Origin of the sequence: Brucella sp. NBRC 12953 (assembly GCF_040369775.1) — a bacterium.
GTDB classification, from domain to species: Bacteria; Pseudomonadota; Alphaproteobacteria; order Rhizobiales; family Rhizobiaceae; genus Brucella; species Brucella pseudogrignonensis.
Map to the genome: position 1 here is coordinate 136,994 of NZ_BAABSV010000009.1, position 14,765 is coordinate 151,758.

Genomic DNA, 14,765 nt, shown 5'->3' on the forward strand with positions numbered 1-14,765 from the left:
CATGCCCAGGGCGAATCCACGTCATCCCAATTTTCCCATCCCGGGTGGACCAGTGCTGCGTGCCCGCGGCTGGCGCCAGGAGGCGCTGCTGCGACTGCTTGAAAACGTGTTGTCGGTCGGCGAAGACCCCGACAAGCTGATTGTCTACGCGGCTCTCGGCAAGGCCGCCCGCAGCTGGCCCGCTCATCAGGCGATCGTTAAGGCACTGATCGAAATGGACGAGAATCAGACCCTGCTGATCCAGTCGGGCAAACCGGTTGGTCTGTTGAAAACCCATGCCAAGGCACCGCTGGTCATCATGGCCAACTGCAATATTGTCGGCCAATGGGCCAAGGCTGAATATTTCTACGAACTGGAGCGCAAAGGCCTCATCTGCTGGGGTGGCCTGACTGCGGGCGCCTGGCAATATATCGGAGGCCAGGGTGTCATCCAGGGAACCTACGAAATCTTCATGCGCATCGCGCAGAAGCGCTTTGACGGTCGCCTCAATGGCCGCTTCATTCTCACAGCAGGCCTGGGCGGCATGGGCGGAGCCCAACCACTGGCCGGGCGGATGGCCGGGGCGGCAATTCTCTGCGTCGATATCGATCCCGAGCGCGCCCGCATGCGAAAAGACATTGGCTACCTTGAGGAAATCGCCCCTGATCTCGACACTGCCCTGGCGATGATCGACGAAGCGGTCAAGGCAAAGCGTGCCGTTTCGGTCGGACTTGTCGGCAACGCTGCCGAGATCTATCCGGCCATCGCGCGCCGCGGCATCGTTCCCGATATCGTCACCGATCAGACATCGGCTCACGATCTTGTCTATGGCTATGTTCCCAAAGGCATGAGTCTTGACCAGGTACGCAAATTGCGTGAAAGCGGGCAAGGCCAGTTGATGGCCGCCAGTCGCGCCTCCATCGTCGAGCATGTCAAAGCGATGCTGTCATTTCAGAGCCAAGGCGCGGAAGTGTTTGATAATGGCAATCTGATCCGCACCCAGGCGCGAGAAGGCGGCGTTGAAAACGCGTTTGATATCCCGATCTTTACCGAGGCTTACCTCCGCCCGCTTTTTGCACGCGCCATTGGGCCATTTCGCTGGATGGCCATCTCGGGCGAGGAAAGCGATATTGTGCGGATTGATGACCTGCTTCTCGAAATGTTTCCTGAAAATCTAATCGTCACCAACTGGATCAGGCTGGCGCGGACGCATATTCCGTTCGAAGGTCTGCCAGCCCGCATTGCCTGGCTTGGTCATGGCGAGCGCACCGCACTCGCCTTGCGTGTCAATGAACTCGTCGCATCGGGCGAACTCAAAGGACCCATCGCCTTCTCGCGCGACCATCTGGACGCCGGCGCTATGGCGCATCCCAACATTATGACGGAAGGCATGAAGGACGGTTCCGATGCCATTGCCGACTGGCCGTTGCTCGATGCGATGATGCTGTGTGCGTCGATGGCGGACCTCGTCGTCATTCATTCAGGCGGAGGCGGTTACGCTGGTTACATGACGAGCGCAGGGGTGACCGTGATTGCCGACGGAACAGCAGAAGGCGCTGAACGTCTTGATCACGCGCTCACCAATGATACCGCGCTGGGGGTCATTCGCTATGCCGATGCGGGTTATCAGGAATCGCTTGAAGAAATTTCAACGAGGAAAATACCCCATATATCAACCGCATAAATCCTAGCCTTGATCGGCTTTTGAATGCAAACGCAATGCGCGTGACTGTTACAGGCTGCGCCGGAAGCGTGGAAAAATCTCCATGCTGAGATAATCCTCGTCAAAGCTCGCAATATGCACCAGCGCCGCGCGATTGATGAATTCAACGATATTGTTGCGAAAGATCAGGAGTTGTTCGCTGCGCAATTGACGCAACATGCGATTGACATGAATGGGCGTCAATCCGAGCGCATCGCCGAGTTCGGATTGCGTCAGCGGACAGAAAAACTGGCTTTCGTCACCGGTTCCATCCATTCGGGCACGATGGCCAAGTTCCAGCAAGAGATGGGCGAGCCGCACCAGAGCGCTGCGTCGTCCGATGGAAATGACATGCTCGACCAGGATCGCCCGCTGCCGCGCCATCAATTCAATGAAGGTCATGGCCAGTCGCGGCGCAGCCGCAAGGCGTTCTGTGAGGTGATCAAGAGAAAGTTCGAAAACGGAAAGCTCCGTGACCGCGATCAGCGTGTAGTAATTAAAGCCGATCCCGGTTCGAAAGCCCAGGAAATCGCCACGCATCGGAAAATCAAGAATCTGACGGTCACCGTCAGCAAGGTCTCGATAGGTGCATCCCCACCCGCTCTTGATGATATGCAGCGAGTTTGCCCAATCGCCCTGGCTGCTGACCACACTATGTGGCGCAAAGGTCTTCACTGTCACTGGCAGCGCGTTGAGTGTCTCAATATCTCCGTCATCGAAGGGCGCCCCAATGGGCGGGCTCGCCAGAAAGTGGCGCAGCGTCTTCGCGTCGTCAACAATCACCGCCATGGATATCGCACCTACCTTTTTACCCAATCAGCGCGATCGGATCTGATTCTCGTGCCTTGCGCGTAATAGTTTGGCTTTTTGCTCGCCCTTGGCCTCCATTAAGTGTCAGGGAGCCCCTTTATTTTGGCAAGGTAGTAATCTCTACCACTAATTGCGTAGATATCTGAGCTTTTACTAAACCATATTTCCCTCAACTGCTTAATCTAGGTTAATGACACTGTGACAAAATTCGGGCAATCTTCTGATAAAGAGAAGCAATAGTAAGCATTGATTACGGGGTTCGTAATAAAAATCACTGAAAACAGCGAAAAGGCGGCCGTAGCGCTCCAGTCATTGTGAATGTTTCGCAATGCGATAACTGCGCATGATACGGTTTTGAGGGCGAAAAAATGAACATTTCTCCGCAATTTAACAGCAGAAGCAGTGAGAATAAAAGTAATAACCTTATTTCTGCGAAAGATAATTCTTTCAGAGCGGAAGAGTCTAATAATGCAGTTTTGCCACTACTTGTCATAATTGACAACCGGGCGTTGGACCGTGAATGTCTGGCGCACGGCCTCACAAATCACAGCATCGAGATGTCGATCGCCACTTTCAGCTCGTTCGAGCAATGGCAGCATCAGCGCCGTGGGCGCAGCGTCAGTGCCGTGCTCTTCAACATCGGCGGCCAGAAAGTGTCGGATCCAGCGGTCGGCAATTACCTCAATCGCATTGTCAACGACTGCGCGCCATCCCCCGTCATCATCCTGGCAGACAAGGAAGAAATCTCACAAGTCCTCAAAGCGCTCGATTATGGCGTCAAGGGCTACATCCCGACATCGGTCAACGTCAATGTCTGCGTGGAAGCGCTGCGGCTTGCCATGGCCGGGGGAACCTTCGTGCCGGCAAGCAGCGTCTTGGCTCTGCGCCACGCCAGCGATCCGAATTCGCATCGATTGCAGCCCCTGGGCGGGATGTTCACCCAACGCCAGGCCGAAGTCGTCAATGCGCTGCGTCGCGGCAAGGCCAACAAGATCATAGCCTATGAACTCAAGCTGCGTGAAAGCACCGTCAAGGTTCACATTCGCAACATCATGAAGAAGCTCAAGGCCTCCAACCGCACAGAGGTTGCCTGTATCATCAATGAGCTCTTCCCATCGGAAACCGCGTTCTCCGACATTCACTGACCTGGTTCCCGGTTATGAATTGCGCCTCGCAGCGCTGAACCTTCTCGCATGAGGGAGACTTTCTGTGATTATCTCCGACGTTTCATCCGGAAACGCGCGGCAGCCGCTCGCTGACCTGCTCGACACCGTCAAACGCAGAAGAACGCTGATCATTGCGCCACTGCTTTGCGGCGTTGCGATCGGCGTTATCGGCTATCTGATGGCACCCGTCAGCTACGTGTCGGAATCGGTGCTGGTCCTCGATATGCGCCGCGTGCAGGCGCTGCCAAACGAAAGTGCCATCACACCCTTGCCTCAGGACAGCCCCGTGCTCCGGTCCGAGCTCGACATCATCAGTTCGCGCATGATGGCGCGCAAGGTGATCGATATCCTGCAAGCCGACAATGTCAATGTTCCGACCGCTTTTCGGTCCCGTACCGTGCTATCGGTATCGCCGGAAAATGCAAGACAGGTGCGAGAGGCCCGCGACGTCGACGCGGCGGCGCGTGAAAGACAACGCATCGATCTGTTGCTGTCGCGCTTGCGGGTCAACAATGATGGCCGCTCCTACACGATCTTCATCTCCTATCGCGCTTCCGATCCGGTTTATGCAGCCAAGGTCGCCAATGCCTTTGTGACCGCCTATCTCGATCACCAGATCGATGTGCAGCAATCGGCGGCACGTCGGGTCAGCGACTGGCTGGGGGAGAAACTGGTCAGCCTGCGCAGCGATCTTGAGGGCGCGGAACGCGCCGCCGAAGACTTCAGGCAAAAATCACGACTTGCCGGAGATCCTGGTCAGATCAGCTTCCAGGCGCAAAGAGTTGCGGCCCTCAATACCGAAATTGTGGCTGCGACAGGTGCGGTTTCACTCGCAGAAGCAAGGCTGCGCACCGCAGAATCGCTAAAGACCAATAATGAGGCGCCGGCGCTCACCGAAGTTCTGGCCTCCCCCGCTATCCAGTCACTGCGCAACGAGCAGGCACGTGTTGAACGCCAACTCGACGAACTGCGGTCCAACGGAGCGCTGAAAAGTGCCGAAATTCCCGTCTTGAGCGCAGAACGTGATGCGCTCAAGCAGCAGGTCACGGCGCAGGTGGATGAAATCATCAAGAGCCTCAGCAATGAAATCAAGATTGCAAGGCAGCGACGATCGGGGCTCGAAGATGCGCTCAAGTCCGCCGAGGGCGAACTCGCACAGGCCAATCAGGCACAGGTCCAGGCCGTTCAGCTCGATCGCGAGGCCAATGCAAGCCGCACGGTCTATGAGAGCTATCTGACCCGTTACAAACAACTGATCGAACAGGACGGAATTGCGGTTCCCGAAGCACAGATGATATCCGCCGCAGAACCTGCCATGGCCAAAGCAAGTCCCAATCTTGCAAACTGGTTGTTGCTGGGTCTGGGATTGGGCGGACTTGTGGCGTTGCTGGCAACGGTTTCAAGGGAAGCCTTTGACAAGATAAGACCCGCACAAACCGCCTCTTTCATTCTGCCCGGTATTCCGGCTGCCACATTGCTGCCGCTCACAAAGCAACTCACGGTCCCGATGCTGGTCAATCGTGGCCTTGATCCGGCAAGCGCTTTTGGACGGGCGATCAAATCCGTGTATGACAGGTTGCGCTTCTTGTCGCGCGGCCGGGACTCGCTGTCGCTTGCCATCATTTCGCTCTGTGACAGTGAAACCAAGGCTTTGCTGATCACCGCGCTCGCCCAACAGTTTGCCGCCTCAGGTGTTGCGGTCGCTGTGATCGATGCCACCAATCAGCATTCGCGCTTGGCACAAGCGCTCGGACTGCCGGAGACCGAACAGGGTCTGGCGTCGTCGGGGCGGAAACTTGCAGGTGCCACCCTCAATCACGACCATGGATCGGGGATCGACATCATCACGCCGGGCAAGCAGGTTGGGGAGGGGGATTGGCTTTCCGAGTTGATAGCCCAGCTTCGCACAGATCATAAGATTATCCTTGTTGATCTGCCACCTGTGACGGCGGACAAGCGATCGGTCCTGCTTTCGCGTGCCGCCGATACGACCCTCCTCGTCGTGCAGCCTGATCGCAAGGATCAGCAGGCAAACCATGCGCTCATTCAGACCATGGCTGCCTTGGGAAGAAAGCCGGCGCTGGCCGTGGTCAGTCAGGTCTCGACCTCCTATCGCAGCTGGTTCGAGAGTATCATGGCTTTGTTGCGTCCCAATGGCAGGCAAGCAATTGCGTTGTTCCGCGCCGTGCTCAAGCGCCGTCATCAGACGGCTTCGCAGCCCGGGCCTGATCAGCATGAGGCATAATATGGTTCGTCAAACATCAACCGCACCCATCCGCTCTCGATTGGCTATCGTGCTGCTCTCAAGCTGCGTGGCATTCGCCCCGACAGTCGGCACAGCACAAACAAGCCTGCAAGCTGAAGCCGAGACAAAGGCTCAGTCGGAAACCCCGTCCCAACCGCCGGGCGAACCCTATCAGATAGGCCCCAATGATGTTCTGCAGATAACCGTGTATGGCCAGCCTTCGCTGACCGGGATCTACCCGGTCGATGTGGATGGCAATATTGGCTATCCGGTGATCGGAACCATCAGTATGAAGGGTCTGACCACCGCACAGGTCGGCGAGACGATCGGCAACGCGCTGTCACAGCACATACCGGGGCTCACCGTTACAGCCTCGGTCAGCCAATATGCACCGGTCTTCGTGGTGGGCGACGTCAAGACACCGGGAAAATATGATTTCCGTCCTGGAATGGTTGCTTTGGAACTGATGGCGCTGGGTGGCGGGGCCGGCAAAGGCGAGGCGCCTGCTGTTACCGCCGGTATGCAGATGATCAGCGCACAACAGGAATATGCCGATCTGCAAATGCAGATAACCACTACAAATATCCGCCGCGTCCGCTTGAAGGCCGAACTGGATGGCACCGAGTTCGATTATCAATTGCCACAGGCAACATCAGCAAATGCGCAGTCGGCATCGCTTAGCCAGCACATGCTCGATGGTGAAAAGACGCTGTTCAACGTGCGCCGCAGCAACCTGGCTGCCGAGCGCGTTGCGCTGAATGCTCAGTCGGCCAGTTACGGTGATGAAATTCAGACCTTGCAGCAAAGCATTAAACTGCACGACGCTGAAATCCAGCTGCTGCAGGAAAATGTCGATTCAAGCAAATCGCTGGTCGATCGCGGGCTGGCTGCGAAATCCAATCTCCGCGACATGGAGCGCGATCTGTCTGCCACGCGGCGCGACGCGCTTGAACTGGGATCGTTTCTGGCACGGGCACGGCAGAACCAGCTTGCCGTGCAGCAGCGGATCGCCAATCTCGAAGAAGCGCGCAAGAGTGAGGCTGCAACCAGTCTGCAGGAACTCGATCTTAATATCGCCCGCATGGAACTGCGCAGCAACGCACAGCTGCAAACCATGGCTGAAATCGCCAAGTCGTCCGGGAATATATCGTCTTCCGATATGCGCCAGAAACTCCTGTTCACGATTAGCAGGAACGTCAACGGGACATTTGAGGAGATCAAGGCCGATGAACGCACGAAGATCAGGCCCGGGGACATTCTGCGCATCGAACTCGATATGAGCAAACTAACCGGCTCCCCCGCCTAGCAGCCATTCGAGGGAAACGGCCACAAAAAGGGTGCCTGCTTGATGCAGGCACCCTTTTTAAATGGCTTGTCTAAAAACCACCAATGCGATGATCATCATTTTGAGCGTTCGACTGACGGTTCACGCTGCTGCATCTTGGCTGTGTTGCTGCACCCAGTTCCGATAAACCTCCGTAATCCCATCGCTGAGACCAATCCGCGGCTTCCATCCCAGAGACTGCATGTGCTTGCTGTCAAGAAGCTTGCGCGGGGTCCCGTCCGGCTTGCTGAGATCATGCTCCAGTCGGCCTTCAAACCCGACCACCCTGGCAATGATCCGCGCCAGCTCGCCAATCGAGACTTCATCGCCGGTGCCAATATTGACCGGTTCAACGCGATCGCTGAACCGCAGCAGATGAATGAGCGCGTCCGCCAGATCGTCGACATGGAGAAATTCACGCAACGGCGTGCCACTGCCCCATAATGTTACCGCGTCACTGCCGGCAAGTTTGGCTTCGTGAATGCGCCGCATCAGGGCCGGCAACACATGCGAGGTCAGCGGATCGAAATTGTCGTTGGGGCCGTAGAGGTTCGTTGGCATCGCCGTCATGAACTGAAGGCCGAATTGTCGCGCGCAGGCTTCAGCATATTTGAGAGCGGCAATCTTGGCGATCGCATAGGCTTCGTTGGTTGGTTCCAAAGGACCCGTCAAAAGCGCCTGCTCTGTCATGGGTTGCGGGGCGTCGCGTGGGTAAATGCAGCTTGACCCCAGCCAGAGCAACCGTTCCACCCTGCAAAGATGCGCTGCACGAATGACATTGATCCCCATCGCGAGATTGTCATAAAGAAACTCGGCAGGATATTGCGCATTCGCAAGAATTCCGCCGACCCGGGCTGCAGCAACAATGATGATATCGGGCCTATGCTGCGCGATGAAAGCTTCGGTCGGTGCCTGGCGTGTGAGATCCAGCGCCGCATGACCAATCGTCAAGAGGTCACAATCCTCTGATTTCAGGCGTCTGAGAATGGCAGAGCCCACCATTCCGGTATGTCCGGCGACAAAGATTTTCTTTCCAGCGATCGAATAAAGCGGGGAAGGGCGGGTTTCAGCCATAAAAGTCATTGCGTCCCACCTCTCGCATGATGTTGCGCATGTCCCAGTCGACCATTTCGTTGACAAGATTCTCAAATCCGGTCGTGTGGCGCCAACCGAGCCGATCCCTGGCTTTGGAGGCATCGCCAAGCAGGAAATCGACCTCATTGGGCCTGAAATAGCGCGGATCGATCTCGATCAGGCACTGACCGGATTTACGGTCCATTCCCATCTCCTCGATCCCGTCTCCGTGCCATTCGATCTGCTTGTCGACGGCTCTGAATGCCTGTTCGACAAATTCACGCACCGTGTGTGTTTCACCGGTGGCGAGCACATAATCATCCGGCGTCTCTTGTTGCACAATACGCCACATGCCCTCGACATAATCGCGTGCATGGCCCCAGTCACGCCGCGCATTCAAATTGCCCAGCCGTAATTTGTCCTGCAGCCCTCGTTCGATCGCCGCGACCGCACGGGTGATCTTGCGGGTGACAAATGTTTCCCCGCGCAGCGGACTCTCGTGATTGAATAAAATGCCATTGGAGGCATGAAATCCATAGGCCTGGCGATAATTGACCGTCGTCCAGTAAGCGTAAAGCTTGGCCGTCGCATAGGGACTGCGCGGCGCAAAAGCCGTTTGTTCACTCTGCGCCTGCGGTGAGCTGTTGCCAAACAGTTCTGAAGTGGACGCCTGATAAAAGCGGCAGCTTTGGCCAAGGCCGAGAATCCGCATCGATTCAAGCAGTCTGAGCGTTCCCAGAGCATCGGCATTCGCGGTATATTCGGGGGTCTCAAAACTCACCTGCACATGGCTCTGAGCGCCGAGATTATAGATTTCGTCGGGCCGAACCTCCTGGATGACACGACAAAGATTGGTCGCATCCGTGAGGTCGCCGAAATGCAGTTTGAAGCGGATATCCTCTTCATGCGGGTCCTGATAAAGATGGTCAATACGCGCGGTATTGAATGACGATGACCGTCGCTTGAGACCGTGCACCCGATAGCCCTTGGTGAGCAGAAGCTCACTGAGATAGGCACCATCCTGCCCCGTCACGCCGATGATCAGTGCTGTCTTTTCCTGCAAGGTCTTCCCTCCGACCAGAGTTCGCTAACGGCATGATAGCGATTTGACGGGGCATCGAAACGGCTTCAAAACGGTGAAAAGACGCCCAACCCTCTCTGTTCGGATGAGGAAGGGCGGCTGCGCAATGGCACCGGATGCAACCAAAGTGGTAGGCATCCCGCCCGCTGTTCATCTCCCCTATGCCAATGGCCTTGTTGCAAACATCCATAGCCTGCAGCCATGCTGGGTAAAACCGGCTCGAGCCATAGAAAGCCAAAGATATGCGCGTGGTGCTTGCTAACCGATATTTCTATCCCGATCAGTCGGCGACGAGCCGGATGGTGACAAGCCTCGCCCATCAATTGGTGGCAGAGGGCGTCGAGACCATCGTGCTGGCAAGCCGGAGTTATCATGACAAGGGCAAGTCAAGATTGCCGGCCCGCGAGACGATTTCCGGGATCGATGTGCACCGGCTGTGGACGTCAGGCTTCGGACGCAAGAACCTGTTGGGACGGGGGGTCGACTACGCGACGTTTCATCTGGCGGCCGCCACCTGGTTTGCCACCCATGCCAGGAAAGATGATATTTGTGTGGTATGCACCGATCCGCCGCTTCTCTCCGTTTCGGCCATTCTACCAATCCGCCTGCGTCGCGCTCATATGGTCAACTGGGTGATGGACTTGTTTCCGGAGACAGCCATCGAACTGGGACTGCTCAAGAACAACACCTTGTCAGGACAACTGAGCCTGGCGTTGCGAAACTGGTCGATGCGGCAATCGGCATTAACGATCTGCCCGATTGAAAGAATGGCAGATTTCTTGTCCGCGCAAGGAATTCCTGCCGATAATCTGGCTGTGGTCCATCATTGGGCAGACAAGAATGAAATTGTGCCCGTCCAGCCGCAAGAAAACGCACTGCGCCAGGCCTGGGGGCTCGGCGACAAGTTTGTTATTGGCTATTCCGGCAATTTTGGTCGTGCGCACGAATTCGGGACCGTGCTTGATGCAGCGGAGCAGCTCAAAGCAAGCTCCGACATTGTCTTCCTGATGATCGGAGAAGGACAGCAGCGCCGTCATGTCGAGGATGAAGCCAGGCGGCGCGGGTTGAGCAATATCGTCATGAAGCCGTTTCAACCCGTCAACCATTTGTCGGAAAGTCTGGGGGCGGCCGATGTTCATCTCGTTTCGCTGAAACCAGAACTCGAACATTGCATTGTACCCAGTAAATTCTATGGCGTGCTCGCCGCAGCGCGTCCAACCATTTTCATCGGTGATCCAGAAGGGGAAATTGCCACTGTCATCCGCGATTTCCATTGCGGCGTTTCGCTTTGCCCGGGCGAGGTGGAAATGCTGGTCAGTGCGATCATGCTGCTTCGAAACTCGCAGCTCAGTCGCAAGATGATGGGCAACAATGCGCGCTACCTCATGGAGACCGCCTATTCGCGGGAGTTTGGTGCGGCTGTCTGGCAATCGGCCGTGGGTCGGTTGCTGCGAAAAGAACCATTTACCGCAATGCCGATCCTTGACCGGCAATGGCAAGCGGAGAAAATGCAATGAACGGCTCGTTCGTCGTCAGCCAGCTTGGCGCGCGCATGCATTACGCCGTGCCGCAAATATTCGCGCAACATCGCAGACTGGCGCATTTTTATACCGATATCTGCGCTGAGCAAGGATGGCCACGGCTGCTTGACCGTCTTCCCGCGGCCATTCTACCCGGTGCCGTACGGCGTCTGGTCGGACGTCGGCCAAAGGGCATCCCAAATGAAAAAATGACGACGTTTCCAAGCTTTGGCTTTCACTCGGCCGTGCGCAGACTGGCCAACCAGACAGGGCCACAATCCACAGCCAATGCGATCTGGGCGGGAGAAAAGTTCGGACGACTTGTGACCTCGCGTGGCTTTCACGGCGCAAGCGGGGTCTATGCGTTTAGCGGCGAAGCCCTTGAGCTTCTCACGGCTGCAAAGAACCAGGGACTCTGGACTGCGGTTGAACAGATGATCGCGCCGCGCACGGTTGTCGACCAGCTCGTCTGTGAAGAAGAGCTGCTCCATCCCGGGTGGCAGCCGTCCAGTCTGGATGATAAAAACGCGGCAGCCTTTGCGGCGCGCGAACAGGCGGAATGGGCGCTTGCCGATGCCGTGATCTGCCCCTCGCAATTTGTGGCGGAGCATGTCATCGCAGCAGGCTGTCATGCGGAGAAAGTGGTGATCGTTCCCTATGGCGTTGATGACCGGTTTCAGATTGATAAACGCATCCCCCATTCCGCACCATTGCGGGTTCTGACAGTTGGCGCAGTGGGACTGCGAAAAGGGTCTCCCTATGTCGGCGCCGTCGCACAGACGCTGGCCGGGCAGGTCGAGTTCCGCATGGTTGGACCGATCGATGTTGAAATGCCGGTGCGCCAGCAGCTCGCAAAAGCTGTCGATCTCACCGGACCCGTTCCACGCAGCGAAATGCGTGCGCAGTTTGAATGGGCAGATGTCTTCTTGCTGCCCTCTTTGTGCGAGGGGTCTGCGACCGCTTGCTATGAAGCGCTTGCAGCGGGATTGCCGGTGATCTGTACGCCCAATACCGGCAGTGTCGTGCGGCACGGAACGGATGGCTATATCGTGCCAATCCGCGATGTGGCGGAAACGGTAGATGTGTTGCGACAGCTATCTCAAAATGCTTCCCTGCTCGCGGCGATGCGTGAAAATGCCCGCGCCCGCGCCCGCGATTTCACCGTCGCGCGTTATGGAGACCGTCTGGTGGAAGCACTCTCGAAGCAACAGAGCAGGCGGACAGTATGAAAATCATCCATATCATCGGTTCGTTCGATCCGGCAAAAGGTGGGCCGCAAGCGGTGGTCGTGCGGCTCGCCGCAGCCCAGGCCGCATTGGGCCATGATGTCACCATCGTCAGCTACAGCGATGATGAGATCGATTATCGGGCGGCAAAGGCAACCGCAGCGATCCCCGGCTTCCAAAACGTGCGGACACTTATGCTTGCGATGCCGGGCCTGGGTGAAACGCTGACCGGCAGCCGCGCCGCCAAAGTCTTGCCGTCAATCATTGCCTCTGCTGATTTCGTGCACATGCATGGGGTCTGGGAAACCATTCTTCTGAGAGCCTCCATGCTTTGCCGAAAATATCATATCCCTTACTGCATCTGCTGCTGTGGCATGCTTGATGTTTGGAGCATGCAACAGAAAAGATGGAAGAAGACGATCGCTTTCAATCTGGCTTTTCGACGGATGCTGAACGGCGCTGCCTTTATTCAGGCGCTGAACCAGGACGAAGTCGATCTGATGCGACCCTTGCGCCTGACACCACCCGTGGTGATCATAGGAAATGGCATATTTCCCGAGGAGGTTGAGGCGTCCGGAGACGAGCCCGTGGCTCTCCCGGATCGGCCCTATATTCTGTTCTTGTCACGATTACATTACAAGAAGGGTCTCGACATCCTGGCCGATGCCTTCTGCCAGATCGCAAACCGCTATCCTCAAATCGACCTCGTGGTGGCAGGTCCCGACGGCGGTGCACAGACCCCATTCCTCGCTGCGATCGGCCAAGTCGGATTGCAGGCGCGTGTCCACGTCACCGGCGCGCTTTATGGTGCAAAAAAGATCGCCGTGCTGAGAAATGCGCGCTGTTTCTGCCTGCCCAGTCGTCAGGAAGGATTTAGCGTCGCCATCACCGAAGCATTGGCCTGCGGTGTTCCAGTCGTTATAACCGATGCGTGTCATTTTCCTGAGGTCGCCGCGGCCAATGCGGGTGTTGTCTGCCAACTGAGCGCACAGGCTGTGGCACACGGGCTGGCAACTGTTTTGGAAAATCCCGAGCGGGCGTCGCAAATGGGGCAGGCAGGCCTCAAACTTGTGGCTGACAATTACACCTGGCCGCGGATCGCGACGCAGACGATCGGTGCCTATCGAGGTTTTGAGAAGGAAGAAATCGGCTCACAGCGTTCTCAGCAAGCTGAGGGGACAAATAGCGTGGCCAAGCAGACATCGCCGTCATCGGCTTCGCCCGCGACCCGGCACGCTTTAACCAAAAGCGGGTAACGGCGCCGGGCGGTGTTTCACAAGGCCTCAACCGATCCGCAGACCTCGAAGCGAGGAGGAGCATTCATCAAATAAAACCCCGACCCGTAGCCGGGGTTTCAGACGATTGAGATCGGGGCGATCAACGGTTCCTCATCTCCAGGGAAGTGATGTAGAACACCGCGCCAACAACCAGAAGTGTTGCACAGAGCATCGTTGCGTTCAACCAATCCATTTCGTTCCACCTTTCTGCCACAGCAAGTAACAAAGTTAACGATTGGTAAATAAACGCATGACTTCGGGTTTGGTTCAGAACAAATTGCCTTCATTGATCTCCCGCATGCCTCTTCCTTGTTTGGCTGCTGCGTCCCGGCAGGCGCGGTTTGATCACTGTTTGACCAAATTCTACTTTCGGTCACGCTCTGTCCATGCTGTGAAAGCGATGACGATCAACCAGGATGCAGAAATAGCAGTAATGAACCAGCTCATGTTGTGTCCTCTGACGGCTAAACACGCAGAGGGGTGAAAAGTTCAAGCTGGATAAAAAGAAAAGTCCCGCCATCTGCCGGGCGCGGGCAGTGCCCAGAGTAAAAATCTGCTGCTGATGCAGATAGCGATCCTATGCCCGGGACCCCGCCTTGGCGCGCATTGACCCCTCACGTCAACCTATTTCTGTTGGCTGCGATATCACCACTATCCCATATCTGCGGTCCAGGCTTCTTCTCGATCATGCGGCAAGCCTGCTCCGCCAGTTGATTGCGATCGCGCAATCCGCTGTTGTGGAGCCTGATGATGGTTTCTGCCAATCTCGCTTCATCGTAGTTCCGGCCTTTCTCGGCAAGCATGATGGCGGCTTGCGAGAAGCAGCGCCGGAGTTCCTCAACTTCTTCTGGGGAATAGATCTGGCTGGCTATACTGAACAATGGCATCTTATACTCCCGACGTCTTACGGAAAAGAGCTTTCGTAATGGCATTGAGCTGCGAAACCATATCTTGCGACAAGCAATGGCGAAGATCAAGTTGAAACGAGCCAGCCTTTGGCCATCAGGGAGCGAGCCGATCCTCGTGTCCCTGAGCAGACAGACACGGGAAAAAGTCTTGCTTCTGGACCCGGTGCATCAGTCCGTGTTAAAATCATCATCAGTGCCTGATCCACAGTGTTGCGATAAAATGCTCTCGACGCTTCTGCAGTGAAATGAAACCAACAGCGATTTGCAATATAATCACGTTGTCTGCTTTGCTTCATGCAAGTGCATGCCCGGTCGTTCTCGCGCCTGAGCGCAGGTTCACTGAGCGGTTGCTTGAGCTCTAAGATTGGCAGCGCCAAGGCCACTGAAACCGTGAGACTGCCAATTGCAAGCCGGCTCTCTTGGGCCGGTTCGATCCATTAAATGCCCGCAGAG

11 protein-coding genes are annotated in these 14,765 nt (G+C 56.3%); 8 read left to right on the forward strand and 3 right to left on the reverse strand.

Annotated elements, in window-relative coordinates; translation table 11 throughout:
• The first annotated feature begins 1 nt into the window (after window position 1).
• Window positions 2-1,663, forward strand: coding sequence for a thiourocanate hydratase (gene ertB, locus ABWV94_RS19670; protein ID WP_113499661.1), 1,662 nt, complete (start codon window positions 2-4; stop codon window positions 1,661-1,663).
• Window positions 1,664-1,711: 48 nt separating this feature from the next.
• On the opposite strand, the gene ABWV94_RS19675 is transcribed toward ertB, so the two are convergent.
• Window positions 1,712-2,470, reverse strand: coding sequence for a Crp/Fnr family transcriptional regulator (locus ABWV94_RS19675; RefSeq protein ID WP_113499659.1), 759 nt, complete (start codon window positions 2,468-2,470; stop codon window positions 1,712-1,714).
• Window positions 2,471-2,859: 389 nt separating this feature from the next.
• On the opposite strand from ABWV94_RS19675, the gene ABWV94_RS19680 reads away from it, so the two are divergent.
• From ABWV94_RS19680 to ABWV94_RS19690, 3 genes are all read left to right on the forward strand, one after another.
• On the forward strand, window positions 2,860-3,636 hold the full coding sequence (locus ABWV94_RS19680) for a LuxR C-terminal-related transcriptional regulator (protein WP_113499657.1): 777 nt from the start codon (window positions 2,860-2,862) through the stop codon (window positions 3,634-3,636).
• A gap of 64 nt (window positions 3,637-3,700) precedes the next feature.
• Window positions 3,701-5,902: a GumC family protein gene (locus ABWV94_RS19685; RefSeq protein WP_113499655.1), complete on the forward strand. Its 2,202-nt coding sequence runs from the start codon at window positions 3,701-3,703 to the stop codon at window positions 5,900-5,902.
• Window position 5,903: 1 nt separating this feature from the next.
• A complete protein-coding gene (locus ABWV94_RS19690; RefSeq protein WP_113499653.1) occupies window positions 5,904-7,208 on the forward strand; it encodes a polysaccharide biosynthesis/export family protein in 1,305 nt (434 codons plus the stop codon).
• A 120-nt stretch (window positions 7,209-7,328) separates the two neighbouring features.
• On the opposite strand, the gene ABWV94_RS19695 is transcribed toward ABWV94_RS19690, so the two are convergent.
• Window positions 7,329-8,309 carry a GDP-L-fucose synthase family protein gene (locus ABWV94_RS19695; protein WP_113499651.1) on the reverse strand — a complete coding sequence of 327 codons (981 nt, stop codon included), beginning with the start codon at window positions 8,307-8,309 and terminating at the stop codon, window positions 7,329-7,331.
• Complete coding sequence (gmd, locus tag ABWV94_RS19700) at window positions 8,293-9,363, reverse strand: GDP-mannose 4,6-dehydratase (protein ID WP_113499649.1); 1,071 nt, start codon at window positions 9,361-9,363, stop codon at window positions 8,293-8,295. Before gmd ends, ABWV94_RS19695 begins: the two co-directional genes overlap by 17 nt.
• Window positions 9,364-9,623: 260 nt before the next feature.
• On the opposite strand from gmd, the gene ABWV94_RS19705 reads away from it, so the two are divergent.
• From ABWV94_RS19705 to ABWV94_RS19720, 4 genes are all read left to right on the forward strand, one after another.
• Complete coding sequence (locus ABWV94_RS19705) at window positions 9,624-10,898, forward strand: glycosyltransferase family 4 protein (protein ID WP_353415069.1); 1,275 nt, start codon at window positions 9,624-9,626, stop codon at window positions 10,896-10,898.
• Window positions 10,895-12,130 (forward strand): glycosyltransferase family 4 protein, encoded by a 1,236-nt coding sequence (locus ABWV94_RS19710; RefSeq protein WP_353415070.1) that lies wholly within the window; start codon window positions 10,895-10,897, stop codon window positions 12,128-12,130. Before ABWV94_RS19705 ends, ABWV94_RS19710 begins: the two co-directional genes overlap by 4 nt.
• On the forward strand, window positions 12,127-13,383 hold the full coding sequence (locus ABWV94_RS19715) for a glycosyltransferase (protein WP_353415071.1): 1,257 nt from the start codon (window positions 12,127-12,129) through the stop codon (window positions 13,381-13,383). Before ABWV94_RS19710 ends, ABWV94_RS19715 begins: the two co-directional genes overlap by 4 nt.
• 617 nt (window positions 13,384-14,000) lie before the next feature.
• On the forward strand, window positions 14,001-14,330 hold the full coding sequence (locus ABWV94_RS19720) for a hypothetical protein (RefSeq protein ID WP_162761762.1): 330 nt from the start codon (window positions 14,001-14,003) through the stop codon (window positions 14,328-14,330).
• Window positions 14,331-14,765: the final 435 nt, after the last annotated feature.